11 protein-coding genes and 1 pseudogene are annotated in these 15,423 nt (G+C 72.9%); 4 read left to right on the top strand and 8 right to left on the bottom strand.

The annotated features are described in order from the left end of the window. Window positions 1-70 precede the first annotated feature (70 nt). From ABGB16_RS26255 to ABGB16_RS26245, 3 genes and pseudogenes are all read right to left on the bottom strand, one after another. Window positions 71-1,178: pseudogene (locus ABGB16_RS26255) on the bottom strand (ionic transporter y4hA). Between the two features lie 138 nt (window positions 1,179-1,316). Further along, the gene (locus ABGB16_RS26250) at window positions 1,317-2,120 is read right to left on the bottom strand and encodes an aminoglycoside adenylyltransferase family protein (protein WP_347670760.1); all 804 of its coding nucleotides are present in this window, start codon (window positions 2,118-2,120) and stop codon (window positions 1,317-1,319) included. After that, entirely contained in the window at window positions 2,117-2,767 is a 651-nt protein-coding gene (locus ABGB16_RS26245; RefSeq protein ID WP_347670759.1) for a DUF4291 domain-containing protein, read from the bottom strand. The genes ABGB16_RS26250 and ABGB16_RS26245 overlap by 4 nt, the downstream gene beginning before the upstream one ends. Window positions 2,768-3,428: 661 nt before the next feature. On the opposite strand from ABGB16_RS26245, the gene ABGB16_RS26240 reads away from it, so the two are divergent. Then, window positions 3,429-4,949: an alpha/beta hydrolase gene (locus ABGB16_RS26240; protein ID WP_347670758.1), complete on the top strand. Its 1,521-nt coding sequence runs from the start codon at window positions 3,429-3,431 to the stop codon at window positions 4,947-4,949. Window positions 4,950-5,075: 126 nt separating this feature from the next. Here the strand turns inward: ABGB16_RS26240 and metH are convergent, their stop codons facing one another. Continuing rightward, a complete protein-coding gene (gene metH, locus ABGB16_RS26235) occupies window positions 5,076-8,591 on the bottom strand; it encodes a methionine synthase (RefSeq protein ID WP_347670757.1) in 3,516 nt (1,171 codons plus the stop codon). Window positions 8,592-8,837: 246 nt separating this feature from the next. Here metH and ABGB16_RS26230 point away from each other — a divergent pair, with 246 nt between their 5' ends. Further along, entirely contained in the window at window positions 8,838-9,707 is an 870-nt protein-coding gene (locus tag ABGB16_RS26230; RefSeq protein WP_347670756.1) for a PAC2 family protein, read from the top strand. 137 nt (window positions 9,708-9,844) lie between these two features. Next, window positions 9,845-10,636 carry a GntR family transcriptional regulator gene (locus ABGB16_RS26225; protein ID WP_347670755.1) on the top strand — a complete coding sequence of 264 codons (792 nt, stop codon included), beginning with the start codon at window positions 9,845-9,847 and terminating at the stop codon, window positions 10,634-10,636. 55 nt (window positions 10,637-10,691) lie between these two features. On the opposite strand, the gene mshC is transcribed toward ABGB16_RS26225, so the two are convergent. From mshC to ABGB16_RS26205, 4 genes are all read right to left on the bottom strand, one after another. Next, on the bottom strand, window positions 10,692-11,930 hold the full coding sequence (mshC, locus tag ABGB16_RS26220; RefSeq protein WP_347670754.1) for a cysteine--1-D-myo-inosityl 2-amino-2-deoxy-alpha-D-glucopyranoside ligase: 1,239 nt from the start codon (window positions 11,928-11,930) through the stop codon (window positions 10,692-10,694). A gap of 119 nt (window positions 11,931-12,049) precedes the next feature. Continuing rightward, the gene (locus tag ABGB16_RS26215; protein WP_347670753.1) at window positions 12,050-12,868 is read right to left on the bottom strand and encodes an SCO1664 family protein; all 819 of its coding nucleotides are present in this window, start codon (window positions 12,866-12,868) and stop codon (window positions 12,050-12,052) included. Next, entirely contained in the window at window positions 12,865-13,443 is a 579-nt protein-coding gene (locus ABGB16_RS26210) for a DUF3090 domain-containing protein (RefSeq protein WP_347670752.1), read from the bottom strand. The genes ABGB16_RS26215 and ABGB16_RS26210 overlap by 4 nt, the downstream gene beginning before the upstream one ends. A gap of 121 nt (window positions 13,444-13,564) precedes the next feature. Beyond that, the gene (locus tag ABGB16_RS26205; protein WP_347670751.1) at window positions 13,565-14,278 is read right to left on the bottom strand and encodes a histidine phosphatase family protein; all 714 of its coding nucleotides are present in this window, start codon (window positions 14,276-14,278) and stop codon (window positions 13,565-13,567) included. Window positions 14,279-14,711: 433 nt separating this feature from the next. Here ABGB16_RS26205 and ABGB16_RS26200 point away from each other — a divergent pair, with 433 nt between their 5' ends. After that, entirely contained in the window at window positions 14,712-15,239 is a 528-nt protein-coding gene (locus tag ABGB16_RS26200) for a hypothetical protein (RefSeq protein ID WP_347670777.1), read from the top strand. Window positions 15,240-15,423 lie beyond the last annotated feature (184 nt).

Raw genomic sequence — 15,423 nt, 5'->3', positions numbered from 1 at the left:
CCGGCCTCGACCTGCGCGCCCGCCGGCCTGGGCCTGCCCGCCGCCCGGCCGGTCGACGGCCGGGAGGGGCTCACGGGCTCGCGGCGAGGAAGACGAACGCGGCCAGCAGCACCAGGTGCACGCCGCCCTGCAGCAGGGTGGCCCGGCCCGGCACCACGGTCAGCACACCGGCGACGACGGTCAGCGCCAGCAGGGCCATCTGGGTGCCGCCGAGCCCGAGCAGCAGCGGCCCGTCCAGCCACACCGACGCCAGGGCGATCGCCGGGATCGTCAGCCCGATGCTGGCCATCGCCGAGCCGAGGGCCAGGTTCAGGCTGATCTGCACCCGGTCCCGGCGGGCGGCGCGCGCCGCGGCCAGGGTCTCGGGCAGCGGCACGAGCAGGGCGATGACCACGCCGACGAACGCCTGCGGCAGGTTCGCGGCGGACACCCCGGCCTCGATCGCCGGGGACACCGTCTTCGCGTCGCCCACCACGGCGACCAACGCCACCAGCAGCAGCACCAGGCTGGCCAGGGCGGCCCCTGGTCGACGGCGGGTCGGCGTGCCCGTCGCCGTCGGCGTCGACGACCGTCCCGTCGGCTCTGACGGGGAGGAAGTAGTCCCGGTGCCGGCCGGTCTGCACCAGCACGAACAGCCCGTACAGGGACAGGGAGGCGACGGCGGCGAAGGCGAGCTGGGCCGGGGAGAACTGCGGCCCGGGCCGGCTGGTGGTGAAGGTCGGCACCACGAGGCTGAGGGTGGCCAGGATGGTGACGGTCGCCAGGGCCCCGCCGGTGCCCTCGGGGTTGAACACCGCCACCCGGCGGCGCAGCGCGCCGATCAGCAGGGACAGGCCGAGAATGCCGTTACAGGTGATCATGACCGCGGCGAAGACGGTGTCCCGGGCCAGCGCCTGCGTCTTGTCCCCGCCGCTGATCATCAGGGTGACGATCAGGGCGACCTCGATCACCGTGACCGCGACGGCCAGCACCAGCGACCCGAACGGCTCACCCACCTTGTGGGCGACCACCTCCGCGTGGTGGACCGCCGCCAGCACCGCCCCCGCCAGGAACGCCGCCACGACCGCCACGAGCACCGGGGGCAGCTCCCGACCCCACGTCAGCGCCAACACCAGCACGGCGAGCACGGGTACGACGACGGTCCAGTCGGTCACGCGGGAGCGGAGCAGGGCAGTCATGCCGTCGACCCTGACAGAAATCACGATCATCGCCCACGAGTTGACGCAGGCCACCACCCGGCTCAGGAGCATCCGGCGCCGGCGGACAGCGTCCCGTCCCACCCCCAGCTGTCCGGCGCGCCCGTCCCCGCCCCGGCCTCAGCGCCGCGCCAGCCGCTCGATCTCGGCCAGCACCCGGTCCACGTGCGACCGCACCCGGGCCGTCAGCTCGGCACCCCAGCTCTCGTCGGCGTACCCGCAGGTCAGATACAGCTCCCGGGCGTGCCGCAGGACCGGGCGGTGCTCCGGCGGCAGCCGGGCCAGCGCCCAGTCGGCGGCGGCGTCCTTCGACCTGATCTCGCCGGTGGCCAGCGTGGACCACACCCGGGCGAGGGTCAGCACGACGTTGCGGGTGTCGCCGTCGAGGTCGTCGAGCAGGCCGGGGATCCCCGCCACGCTCGCCCGGACCAGGTCCGCGGGCGGGACAGGGTCCAGCACCCGCGCGGGCGGCGGGCCGGCGAGGGGACGGTCGCCGGCCAGCACCATCGTGATCAGCAGCGCCAGGTCCGGCATCGGCTCCGGCCGAGGGGGCCCGCCGGACTCGAACTCGGCGCGCAGCCACTCCCCGTAGAGGAAGTCGCCGGTCGGCGGGAACCGCCACGGGCGTACCTCGGACTGGACCACCACGGTGAGCTCGACCGGGCGGGCCCCGACCCGGGAGCCGGAGATCGCCAACAGTCCATCGAGGAGCGCGCGCCGCCGCGGGTCGTCCAGGCTCCGCCGGGACACCACGAGGACGTCCACGTCACTGGCCGGCCGCAGGCCGCCGAGCACGGCCGAGCCGTGCAGGTAGCTGCCGACGGCCGCGGACCCGAGCACCTCGCCGACCAGTCGTCCGATCGCACGAATCTGATCCGCCGCGGCGCTGTCGGCCGACCGGCCGGCGGCACGCGCCGCAGTCACCCCCTGCCGCCTCGGGGAGCCTTCTCGCCCGGCCCGAGGCACGAGCCGTCGGTGCTGGCTCCGATGACGGCCGCAACGTGCTCCGCCAGCGGGTACGGCCGCTCCGGCGGCAGCATCGCCGCCGCCGCGGTCTCGTCACCGTCGCGCAGCAGGGCCCTGACGGCACGCGCGGTCGGGGTGACGTCCGTGATGCGGACGGTCCACTCGTCGACGTACCGGTCGACCGCTTCGCCGCTCAGTCCCACCTGCAGCGACCGGTGGGACAACGGTTGCAGGGTCAGCGACCGTTCCGGGTCCCACTGCACCCGAACCGGGCTGGTTTTCAACTGCTCACCCCAGGCCCGTCGGCTCACGTGGTGGGTCGCGTCGTAGTGACTCAGGCACGCGTGCTGGAGGGCCCATTCGAATCCGGAACGGGCGATCTCGATCGCCAGCACATGCTCCTGCCCGGGCTTGGACCCCCATCCGCAGCGGTACATCATCCACAGAAACGACGGCTTGATCCAGGTCATCCGTTCCCGCTTGAACGGCGCGACGAAACGGCCGGCGGCCAGCGCCGGCAGCGCGATCTCCGGCGCGTACGCCTGGTAGACGGTGATCGTCTCAGCGGTGTGGACGGCGCGGATCTGCTTCCGGGGAACTGACACGACCGTGATCCTCGCCGGGAATTCCGCCCGCCACCACCCATTTCCGAGACGCCTCCCCCATGGACACCCGGACCACGGTGTGACAAGATCTCCGAACCGGTCGACAATCGGCGTCACCGCGGAAGTTCGGCCGACCATTGCGCACAAAATTGCGACGTTCTCGGTTCGCCGCGAATATGGCACTTGAGCCCCGGCCGCCCCATGAAGCAGTTGGCGAGAAGCCGGGGCGTTGACTTGCCACCGCGATGCGAGCAGCATCGATAGCGCATCCAGAGTCGACGGATCCGGGCGACCCGGGCCAACGGGCCCGAGAAGCAGAGACACGATCGCCAAGAAGCGAACGGTGCCCCACGCCCGTTCCGTTCCCGTCGACACAGGAAACCCTCCGGCGGCCCCACAACCAGGCGGAGGGCACTGACGCCAGATGCCGCACGGCGCGCATCGTGACCCGATTCGCGGAAGCGGCACCGTTCCTCATCCAACGCGCCCGCGTGTCCCAGGAACGTCATGATGTCGAGCCTTCACCATGCGGCCATGGCCGCCGCCCTTCCTCGCCCCGCTCGGCGCGCCCGCGCCCCGCCCATCCCCGCGACCATGCGGGAAAACGGCCACGTGTCACCACCACGCGAACCCGCGTAACCACACCCACAAAGGAGACCTCATGTCCAGACCGAAGCGTGGGCTCAGGAGAACGGCATTCACGATCGTCGCAGTAACGGCGTTCGCTGCCGCCTTCGCCCCGCCCACCTCCGCGGCGCAGCACTCACCATTCCACTCCACCGACCCCGCCACCGTCGGTGGGGCGTCCGCAGCCGACGCCTGCGACGAGGCGCCGACCGGCGTCGCCGTCAGCGACCACTGGCTGCACTTCAGGGTGCCCGCCGGGCTGATGCCCGACCCGCAGTTCACCGGGCTCCCGGCCAAGCTCCAGGTGCACCGCGTCCAGCCCGTCTACGCCAACGGCAGGTGCCCCACCGTCCCCAACCGGGCCGCCGTGCTGATCCACGGGCGCAGCGTCTACGGGCCGCCCGTGTTCGACCTGGACCACCCCGCCCCCGAGGGCGGCGACCTCAGCGTGCAGCAGGCGCTCGCCCGGGCCGGGATCGACACCTTCGTCCCGAACCTGCTCGGCTACGGCCGCTCGACGCGCTTCGAGCAGGGCCTCGACGACCCGGGCAACGCGAGCCTGCGGCCGTACGAGTCGGACGGCACCTGCGCACACCCCGAGGGGTGCGACCGCACGCACGTTCCGGTCTTCCCCCTCGACCAGCAGGGAGACCACCTGCTCACCAATCCCCTCGGCGGACAGCGGCAGGCGCACTCCAGCAACGTACGCTTCGCCCGCGTCGACACCTTCGTCCGCGACATCCGCCAGGTCATCGACGACGCCATCGCCCGGGCGCAGCCGTCGGACGGCAAGGTCACGCTGATCGGCTACTCCGCCGGCGGGCAGCACGTCGGCCGCACCCTGTACGCGGCCAACCCCGTCCTCCCCGGGAGCGCGGCGTACATCGCCAAGGTGAACCGGGTCGTGTTCCTGTCGTCGCTGTTCGGTTTCCCGACCGAGGAGACACCGCCGCCGACGGGTTTCGCCACCTTCCCGCTGCACGTCTACACCGCCGCGGACGTCGCCGGCGCCTGGACCATGCCGGCGAATCGCGGGGCGGCCTGCACCGGTCACGTCGTCCCCGGCAGCCCGGAGCAGATGTGGAACCAGGTCATGGAGGAGGAGAGCCTCGGCCGTGAGTGGGGCGGGGACGACCCGGACCACCCGACCGGCCTCGCCCGCAGCCCGGTGTTCTCCAGCTACGGCTGGAACACCACCGTCGCGGCACAGCTGACCACACCCACCCTGGTCATCCACGGTGTCGAGGACACGGTCGCCCCGGTGACGAACGCAAGCGGCATCTACGGGGCCCTGCCGGCCACGATGACGAACAAGGTGTCGGTACAGGTGGTCTGCGCCAGCCACGCCCTGCCGTTCGAGGGCTGCTCCGGGCAGCGCTGCACCCCGGCGTCCGGCACACCCTACGGCGGCACACCCGGCGCACCCTGGGCCGGTCCACACTCCACAGTCAAGGCGGCGCTGATCGAGTGGATCCGCAGTGGAACCTTCAACGGCGCCCCCAGCGGACAGTTCACCGTCGACGAGAGCGGCGTGGCGACCGCCACCGGCCCCTGAGCCCGCCGGCCGCCGCCCTCCCGAGCCGCGCAGCCGCAACGCCGGCCCGTTGACCACGCCCACCAGGCCAGCCGCCGTCACCCGGCGGCTGGCCCGCCGTCCGCACAACGTCAGCGCAGGCCAGGGTCACCTGGCGTTGAAGTAGTTCGCCTCCGGGTGGTGCACCACGATCGCGTCCGTGGCCTGCTCGGGCACCAGCTGGAACTCCTCCGACAACTGCACCCCGATCCGCTCCGCGCCCAACAGCTCCACGATCTTCGCCCGGTCCTCCAGATCGGGGCAGGCCGGATAGCCGAACGCGAACCGGCAACCCCGGTAGTCCGTGCGCAGCAGACCCGCCAGGTCCGCCGGGTCGTCGTCGGCCACCGTACGGCCGCCCGGCAGCGTCAGCTCCGACCGGATCCGCCGGTGCCAGTACTCCGCCAGCGCCTCCGTGAGCTGCACGGACAGGCCGTGCACCTCCAGGTAGTCGCGGTACTCGTTGCCGGCGAACATCTTCGCCGTGTACTCGCTGATCGGCTGCCCCACCGTGACCAACTGCAACGCCACCACGTCCAGCGCGTCACCCCGCGGCCGGAAGTAGTCCGCCAGGCACAGCCGCCGCTCCTGCCGCTGCCTCGGGAACGAGAACCGGGCCCGCTCGGCGCGCCCGCCCTCGTCCAGCACCACCAGGTCGTTGCCCTCCGAGTACGCCGGGAAGTACCCGTAGACCACCGCCGCCTCGAGCACCTTGTCGGCGGTCAGCCGGTCCAGCCAGTACCGTAGCCGCGGCCGGCCCTCCGTCTCCACCAGCTCCTCGTACGACGGGCCCGTGCCGCCCCGCGCCCCGCGCAGCCCCCACTGGCCCAGGAACGTCGCCCGCTCGTCCAGCAGCGCCGCGTACTCCGCCAGCGGCACACCCTTGACCACGCGGGTGCCGAAGAACGGCGGCGTCGGCACCTCCACGTCCACGGCCACGTCGGAGCGCACCGACGCGTCGTCCAACTCCGGAAGCGCCTCCCGGACGACCGCCCGCTGCCGCTCCCGGCGCTCCCGCCGCGCCGCCAGCGCCGCCTCCCGCTCCGCGTCCACCACCGGGGCCCCGCCCCGCTTGGCCGTCATCACCCGGTCCATCAGGGTCAGCCCCTCGAACGCGTCCCGCGCGTAGTGCACCTGGCCGGGGAACATCGCCCGCAGGTCGTCCTCCACGTACGCCCGGGTCAGCGCCGCCCCGCCCAGCAGCACCGGCCAGCGCCCCGCGACCCCCCGCGCGGCCATCTCGGCCAGGTTGTCCTTCATGATGACCGTGCTCTTCACCAGCAGCCCGGACATGCCGATGGCGTCGGCCCGGTGCTCCTCGGCCGCGTCGAGGATCGCGTTGATCGGCTGCTTGATGCCGATGTTGACGACCTCGTAGCCGTTGTTGGACAGGATGATGTCCACCAGGTTCTTGCCGATGTCGTGCACGTCGCCCTTCACCGTGGCGAGCACGATCCGGCCCTTGCCCCCGTCGTCGGCCTTCTCCATGTGCGGCTCCAGGTAGGCCACCGCCGACTTCATCACCTCGGCCGACTGCAACACGAACGGCAGCTGCATCTGCCCCGAGCCGAACAGCTCGCCGACCACCTTCATGCCGTCCAGCAGCAGGTCGTTGATGATCGACAGCGGGGACCGGCCGCCGGTCATCGCCGCGTCCAGGTCGGCCTCCAGGCCCTTGCGCTCGCCGTCGACGATCCGCCGCTTGAGCCGCTCCTCCAGCGGCAGCGCCGCCAGCTCCTCCGCCCGGGACGCCCGCGCCGACGCCGCGTCCACCCCCTCGAAGATCTCGATGAACCGCTGCACCGGGTCGTACCCCTCGCGACGCCGGTCGTAGACCAGGTCCAGGGCGGCCTCGCGCTGCTCCTCGGGAATCTTCGACATCGGCAGGATCTTGCTCGCGTGCACGATCGCCGAGGTCAACCCCGCCTGCACGCACTCGTGCAGGAACACCGAGTTCAGCACCTGCCGCGCCGCCGGGTTGAGCCCGAACGACACGTTCGAGATGCCGAGGGTGAAGTTCACCCCCGGGTACCGGCGGGCGATCTCCCGGATCGCCTCGATCGTCTCGATGCCGTCGCGGCGGGTCTCCTCCTGCCCGGTGGCGATCGGGAAGGTCAGCGCGTCGATCAGGATGTCCTCCCGACGCATCCCCCACCGGCCCGTCAGGTCCTCGATCAGCCGGGCCGCGACCCGCACCTTCCAGTCCTTCGTGCGGGCCTGCCCCTCCTCGTCGATGAGCAGCGCCACCACCGCCGCGCCGTGCTCCCGCACGACCGGCATCACCCGGGCGTAACGGGAGTCCGGGCCGTCGCCGTCCTCGAAGTTGACCGAGTTGACCACGCACCGCCCACCGAGCATCTCCAGCCCCGCCTCGATCACCGCGGGCTCCGTGGAGTCCAGCATGATCGGCAGCGTCGACGCGGTGGCGAACCGGCCGGCCAGCTCCCGCATGTCGACGGTGCCGTCCCGGCCGACGTAGTCGACGCACAGGTCCAGCAGGTGCGAGCCGTCCCGCGCCTGGCCGCGGGCGACGTCCACGCACGCCTGCCAGTCGGCGGCGAGCATGGCATCCCGGAACGCCTTGGAGCCGTTGGCGTTGGTCCGCTCCCCCACCATCAGCACGCTGGCGTCCTGGGCGAACGGGACGTGGTGGTAGATCGAGGAGAGCCCGGCCTCGGAGCGCGGCTCGCGGACGACCGGCGGCCGGCCCCGCAGGCGCTCCACGAGCACCTGGATGTGCTCCGGGGTGCTGCCGCAGCAGCCGCCCACCAGCGAGACGCCGTACTCGGTGACGAACCGGTCCAGCGCCTCGGCCATCTCCTCCGGGGTCAGCGGGAAGTACGCCCCGTCCGCGGTCAGCACGGGCAGCCCCGCGTTCGGCATCACGGACAACGGAATGCGGGAATACTGCGACAGGTGGCGCAGGTGCTCGCCCATCTCCGCCGGACCCGTCGAGCAGTTCAACCCGATCAGGTCGACCCCGAGCGGCTCGATCGCGGTCAGCGCCGCGCCGATCTCACTGCCCAGGAGCATGGTGCCGGTGGTCTCGACGGCGACGTGGCAGATGATCGGCACGTCCCGCCCCAGCTCGGCCATCGCCCGCTTCGACCCGACGACCGCCGCCTTGACCTGCAGCAGGTCCTGACAGGTCTCGATGATCAGCGCGTCCGCCCCGCCCACGATCAGACCCGCGGCGTTCTCCAGGTACGCGTCCCGCAGCGACGCGTACGACGCGTGCCCCAGGGTGGGCAGCTTCGTGCCCGGACCCATCGAGCCGAGGACGTACCGGGGCTGCTCTGCGGTGGCGTACGCGTCCGCGGCCTCGCGGGCCAGCCGGGCCCCCGCCTCGGAGAGCTCCCGGATGCGCCCCGCGATGCCGTACTCGGCGAGGTTCGGCAGGTTCGCGCCGAACGTGTTCGTCTCCACGCAGTCCGCGCCCGCGGCCAGGTACGCGTCGTGCACCCCGCGGACCACGTCCGGGCGGGTGACGTTGAGGACCTCGTTGCAGCCCTCGTGCCCGTCGAAGTCGTCCAGGGTCAGGTCGGCAGCCTGGAGCATCGTCCCCATCGCGCCGTCGGCGACGAGAACCCGGTCTGACAGCACATCCAGCAACGAAGTCCGCACGCATTCAGGGTAGTGCGCGACTGCGCCCGACGGTCGGCCCCGGTTGGCCCTCCCACATTGTGCCGACCGGACGATCACCGTGGGCGGCCGGTGCGTGGGTCGCACCGGCGCGGCCGACGGGCCGGGTGCGGCCGTGCCACGTAGGCTGGCGGACGTGAAGGACAACAGGGACGCCACCGTGCACGGCGGGCGGACCACCGGGCCGCAGCCCGGGGCCGCCCTCTACGAGCAGGGTGAGGTGACGGCATGACCGAGTTCGACGGACTGCCGGTGCTGCGGTCCCCCGTGGCCATCGCCGCGTTCGAGGGCTGGAACGACGCCGCGGACGCCTCGACCGCGGCGGTCGAGCACCTCGAGCAGGTCTGGCAGGCGCAGCCGGTGACGGAACTGGACCCGGAGGACTTCTACGACTTCCAGGTGAGCCGGCCCACGATCACGATGGCCGACGGCGAGACGCGGCGGGTCGAGTGGCCCACCACCCGGTTCATGGTGGCCAGCCCGGCGGGCACGGAGCGGGACGTCGTGCTGATCCGGGGCATCGAGCCGAGCATGCGCTGGCGTACCTTCTGCGAGCAGGTGCTGGAGATCTGCCACAGCCTGGAGGTCGAGCGGGTGGTGCTGCTCGGCGCCCTGCTCGCGGACGTGCCGTACACCCGCCCGCTGCCGATCAGCGGCAGCGCCTCGGACGCCGACGCGGCGAAGCGGTACCAGCTCACCCCCACCCGGTACGACGGCCCGACGGGCATCGTCGGCGTGCTGCACGACGCCTGCACCCGCGCCGAGGTCGACGCCGTGTCGTTCTGGGTGCACGTGCCGCACTACGCCAACAACCCGCCCTGCCCCAAGGCCACCCTGGCGCTGCTGCACCGGGTGGAGGAGGTGCTGGACCTGCCGGTGCCGATGGCCGACCTGGCCGAGGAGGCCGCCGAGTGGGAGCGGCGGGTACGCAGCGCCGCCGAGCAGGACGCCGAGCTGGGCGAGTACGTCCGCGAGCTGGAGGAACGCGTCGGCGACGCGGGCATCACCCCGCTGACCGGTGACGAGATCGCCCAGGAGTTCGAGAAGTACCTGCGCCGGCGGGGCGGTTCCGCCGGCCCCACCGCCGGCTCCTGGTAGTCGACTGCCCAGCGCCGTCGGCCGCGCAGCGTCGAGGGCCCCGGATGTCCGTCCGGGGCCCTTTTCGCGTGCCGGGGTGGCGCGGTCACGCCGTCTAGGGCATCCTAGGAACCTAGCTGTCACCCAGGAGGTCGGGCATGCAGATCAACCCGGGCGCGGCCGAGTTTCCCCACCGGCAGATCGCCGCGCAGCTCAAGGCGCAGGTGCGCCGCGGCGACTGGGGGCCCGGCGAGCGGCTGCCGTCGATCCCCGCCATCGCCGAGATGTTCGGCGTGGCGAAGCAGACCGTGCAGCGCGCCGTCGACCAGTTGCGGGTCGAGGGCATCCTGATCACCAAGCCCGGCTCCGGTACGTACGTGCGGGGCACCCGGCGGCGGCTCAACCGCCTCTCGCGCGGCCGGTACGGCGGTTTCCGGGGCTACCACACCGATCTCGCCGCCCGGTACCGGCAGCAGCTCGTCTCCGTCGGGCGGGCACCCGCCCCGCCCGAGGTGGCGGACGCGTTCGGCGTCGCCGACGGCACCGAGCTGCTGTGCCGGCGGCACCTCGTACGCACCGAGGACTCCCCCGTCGAGGTCGGCGCCTCCTGGTTCCTCCCGGCGGACACCGCCGGCACCTCGCTGGAGCGGGCCGAGGCGTTCGGCCGGCCGCTGTACCAGGAGGCGGAGGAGGCCACCGGCCGGCGGTACGTCACCGCGACCGACACCATCACCGCCCGCCAGCCCAGCCGCGAGGAGGCGGAGACGCTCCAGATCCGGCCCGACACCCCGGTGCTGCACCTGCTGCACGTCGCCTACGACGCCCACCGCAAGCCGATCGAGGTGGCCCAGGCCACCTGGCCCGGGCCGATGACCACGCTCACCGAGGAGTACCGCGTCCCCGCCCCGGCGCCGGAGCCCGACCCCGACCCGGGCCTCGTCCTCGGCTGACCCGACCGGCCCCCGGGCCTCGTCCTCGGCCGCTCCTCAGGTGCCCCTGGCGACGTCAGAGGCGGATGCCGAGGAGGGCGTCGACGGTGTCGGTGACGAGGGCCGGGGCGGAGGAGTCGTCCCCGACGCCCGCGAGGGCCCGCTCGGCCCAGTCGTCGACGGCCGCGAGGGCGCCCGGGGTGTCGAGGTCGTCGGCGAGGCGGGCGCGTACCGCCGCCAGCAGCTTGGCCCCCGACGGCCCGGCCGGGGCCGCGGCGGCCCGACGCCAGCGCGCCAGCCGCTCCTGCGCGGCGGTGAGCACGTCGTCGGTCCAGGTACGGTCGGCGCGGTAGTGGCCGGCCATCAGGCCGAGCCGGACCGCCATCGGGTCCACCCGGTCGGCGCGCAGCCGGGAGACGAAGACCAGGTTCCCCCTGGACTTCGACATCTTCTCGCCGTTCAGGCCGATCATGCCCGCGTGCATGTAGTGGCTGGCGAAGGGTGCCCGCCCGGTGAGCCGCTCGGCGTGCGCGGCGGAGCACTCGTGGTGCGGGAAGATGAGGTCGTTCCCGCCGCCCTGCACGTCGATCGTCTCGCCGAGCAGGTTCAGCGCGATCACGGCGCACTCGATGTGCCAGCCCGGCCGGCCGGGGCCCAGGTCACCGCCGGGCCACGACGGCTCGCCCTCGCGGGCGCCCCGCCACAGCAGCGGGTCCAGCGGGTCACGCTTGCCGGCGCGGTCCGGGTCGCCGCCGCGCTCCGGGAAGATCTCCAGCATCTCCTCCCGCGACATGTTCGACTCGTAGCCGAACGCCGGCGCGGCGCTGATATCGAAGTACACGTCGCCGCTGCCGTCGTCGAGCCGGTACGCGGCGCCGTCCTTGAACAGGACCAGGACCTTCTCGGCGATGTCCGGGATCGACTCGACCGCGCCGACGTAGTGATCCGGCGGGATGATCCGCAGCGCCTCCATGTCCTCGCGGAACAGCGCGGTCTCCCGCATCGCCAGGACCTTCCAGTCCTCGCCGTCGCGCTCGGCCCGCTCCAGCAGCGGGTCGTCGATGTCGGTGACGTTCTGCACGTACCGGACACTCAGGCCGGCGTCCCGCCACATCCGCTGCACGAGGTCGAAGCTGATCATGGTGGCGGCGTGGCCGAGGTGGGTCGCGTCGTACGGGGTGATGCCGCAGACGTAGATGGTGGCCGTGCCGTCGGGCGAACTGGGACGGACACCGCGCCGCGCCGAGTCGAACAACATCAGCGCGCCGCCCCTGCCGGGCAGCCGCGGCATCTCGTGCCCCAGCCAAGACTCCATGACCGCCAGCCTAACCAGCCGTCCCGGGTGCCGGAGCCGGCCCCGCAGTGATCAACGTGACACCGGCCCGCGGTGCGGGCGCCCGCCTCACCGCCCGGCGGCGGGCGGGCGCGAGCGGGTCACATGGGCGGCCAGGGCACCGCGGGCCAGTCCTGCGACGGCTGCGGGAACCTGCCCGTCTCGCGCAGCCCGTCCACCCGGGCGGCCAGCGCCGCCACCTCGCCGATCGTCAGGTGCTCGGCCAACTCGTCACCCAGCGCCCCGCCGAGCTGGGCGCAGAGACCGGCGAGCATCTCCAGCGCGTCCGGCGGCAGCTCGCGGCCCGCCCAACCCCACAGCACCGTACGCAGCTTCACCTCGACGTGGAAGCTCACCCCGTGGTCGACGCCGTAGATCCGGTCGTCGGGGCCGACCAGCACGTGACCACCCTTGCGGTCGGCGTTGTTGATCACCGCGTCGAGCACGGCGAGCCGGGCCAGGCGCGGGTCGTCGGCGTGGGCGAGGACGTACGGCGTGCCGTCGTCGTCGCGGGCCGCGGCGATCGGGAACCAGCGCGGCGGCAGCTCGGCGGCCGGCACGAACCCGACCAGCCGCTCGGCGTCGGACGGCTCGTCGACCCACAGCTGGCAGGATCCCGGCCCGAACGGGCCGTCGCGCAGCACCGTCGGAGGGATCAGATCCCAGCCCGTCGCGCGGGAGACGAGGTACGCCGACACCTCCCGGCCGGCGAGCGTCCCGTCCGGGAAATCCCACAGCGGCCGCTCGCCCCGCACCGGCTTGTAGACGCAGCGGGCGCTGGCCTCACCCAGGGTGAGCGTGCCGAGCAGGGTGGCGTTGGAGGCGTCCACCAGGCGACCCTCGACGGTCAGCTCACCGTCGCGCAGCAGCCGCAGCGCCGCCGCGCCGTCCTGTCGGGGTCGCAACTCCGACGAGGTCACCGGTGGTAACCGTTGTGCCGCGGGCAGAGGTGCCCGGCGGGGTCCAACGGCTGGCCGCAGAGCGGGCACGGCGGACGGCCGGCGTTGACGACGCGGCGGGCCCGTTCGATGAAGGCGCGGGTCGCCTCCGGGGTCAGCCGGACGCGCAGCCGGTCGAGGTCGTCGTCCGGCTCCTCGTCGTCGGCGTCCTCGTCGTCGGTGTCGTCGCCCAACTCGACCTCGGCCTCGGCTTCGCCGGCGGCGATCGCCTCGATCACCACGGTCGCGGTGTCCACGTCGAAGGCCAACCCGAGGGTACCGACCCGGAACTCCTCGTCGACCGGCGTGTCCAGCGGCTCGTTGTCGCCCGTGGTGGCCGGCGCCTCGGGCAGCTGCACCCCGAAGCGTCGCTGCGCCTCCGTGAGCAACTCCTCCAGCTTCTCGGCGAGCAACGCCACCTGGACCTTCTCCAGCGCGACGCTGACCAACCGGCCCCCGCCGCGCGCCTGGAGAAAGAACGTGCGCTCCCCCGGCGGCCCGACGGTCCCGGCGACGAACCGCTCCGGCGGCTCGAAGGCGTGCACCTGGTGGGTCATACCCATGACCCTATCCGGCCCACCACAACGTCGCGTACCCCACCGACACCGAATCGCGCCCGCCGGCCGCGCCCGCCGTACCCTCCCGCCCGTGCCGGCGTGGTCGCGCGCGCCCACGGTCTCACCGCACCGCCCCCGCTCCCCCGCCGACCGCGGCGTCCGAGTCCGCCGGCTTCGCCGTCCTGCGGCGTCGCTTCCGGGGCGGCGGCACGAGCGCGCCCAGGTCGCCGCCGGTGTCGTTGAGCCGGAGCACGAACGGCCGCAGCGGGGTGTACCGGATCGCCGTCACCGACGCGGGGTCGGCCACGATGCGCTGGAAGAGATCGAGGTGTACGCCGAGCGCGTCCGCCACGATGGCCTTGATCACATCGCCGTGGCTGCATGCCAGCCACACCGCCTCCGGTCCGTGCTCGGCGGTGATCCGGGCGTCCCAGGCGCGTACCGCCGCGACCGCGCGGGCGGCCATCGCCGCCATCGACTCGCCCTCGGGAAAGACGGCGGCGCTCGGATGCTGCTGGACCACGGGCCAGAGCGGCTCCTTCGCCAGCTTCTTCAGCGGCTGCCCCTCCCAGCTGCCGTACCCGCACTCGATCAGCCCCTCGTCCACGACCGGGGTGGCCTGCGGCAACGCCAGCTCCAGGGTCTGCCGGCAGCGGACCAGCGGACTGGTCACCACCGCCGCGAGGGGCAGGGCGCGCAGCCGCTCGCCCACCGCCGCGGCCTGGGCCCGGCCCGCGTCGTCCAGCTCCACCGGCCGGCGGCCGGCGAGGCCGCCGTCGGCGTTGGCGGTGGTACGACCGTGTCGCAGGAGGAGAAGTGTCGCCACGCTGACCACCCTAGGTGGTTTCTCCTGGAGGGTGGGGCCGGTGGCCCCCTGGAGGGCTGGACCGGCGCTTTCCTGAAGGTCGCCACTTGATCGACTCGGTGTCGGCGACATAGGGGTGTCCGGGCACTTTGGATGCCGCAATGTCGCCGACACCAAGTGGATCATCCGACCCGACTGCGGCGATCAGCCCCGTATGTCCGGTTAGCGGCTGCTGCTCAGTGTGATCGGCGCCATCGTGAGGGCGGAATCGTGGCCGGGGCGGGGTCATTACACCTGACGCACGCCCGAGCAGCACGATGCCCCGGAGGCGGCACCATGCCCCGGAGGCGGCACCATGCCCCGGAGGCGGCACGATGCCCCGGAGGCGGCACCATGCCCCCGTCGGTGTGCCCGGATCGAGGCGAGCCCTCGCCGGGTTCGGGTCGGGTGGAATGCGGGCCCCCTGCACGCCACGAACACCACCACCGCCTCGCCGGCGCAGGTGAAGCCGGTTGCCGTGGCCGTGCAGGCCGACAAGCCGGGCGTGGACAAGGCCAAGCTGACCCCGCACGGGGTGCAGGGCCCCCAGTCCCACATCGACCTGAACGACGAGCAGACGGCCAACGCCAAGGCGATCATCGCCGCGACGAAGAAGGCCGGCCTGCCCGAGCGGGCCGCCGTCATCTCGATCGCCACCAGCCTGCAGGAGTCGAAGCTGGAGAACCTGGGACACCTGGGTGACCGTAACGACCACGACTCGCTGGGCCTGTTCCAGCAGCGCCCGTCGTCGGGTTGGGGCACCCCGGAGCAGATCACCGACCCGCAGTACTCGACGACCGCGTTCCTGAAGGGTTTGAAGCAGGTGGACGGGTGGCAGGACATGCCGCTGACCGACGCCGCGCAGACGGTGCAGGTGTCGGCGTACCCGGACGCGTACGCCCAGTGGGAGCAGCAGGCCGCCGACCTCGTCGCCCAACACTGGAACAACTGACACAGGAACAACGAAACGCCGCTGGCCGGCACCCCACAGGACGGGGTGCCGGCCAGCGGCTCTTTTCACGCGACCGCGTACCAGATGACGACCGCTACTCCCGGGCGGAGGGCGACCACGACGGGCTGGGGGCGACCGTGCCCGGCGCAGGGATCAAGCCTGACCGCCCGGAGCCGGGCACGGT

It is taken from the genome of Micromonospora sp. B11E3 (assembly GCF_039871625.1).
Classification (GTDB): Bacteria; Actinomycetota; Actinomycetes; order Mycobacteriales; family Micromonosporaceae; genus Micromonospora.
The sequence above is the reverse complement of the archived record's forward strand: the minus strand, read 5'-3'. Positions and strand labels throughout refer to the sequence as shown.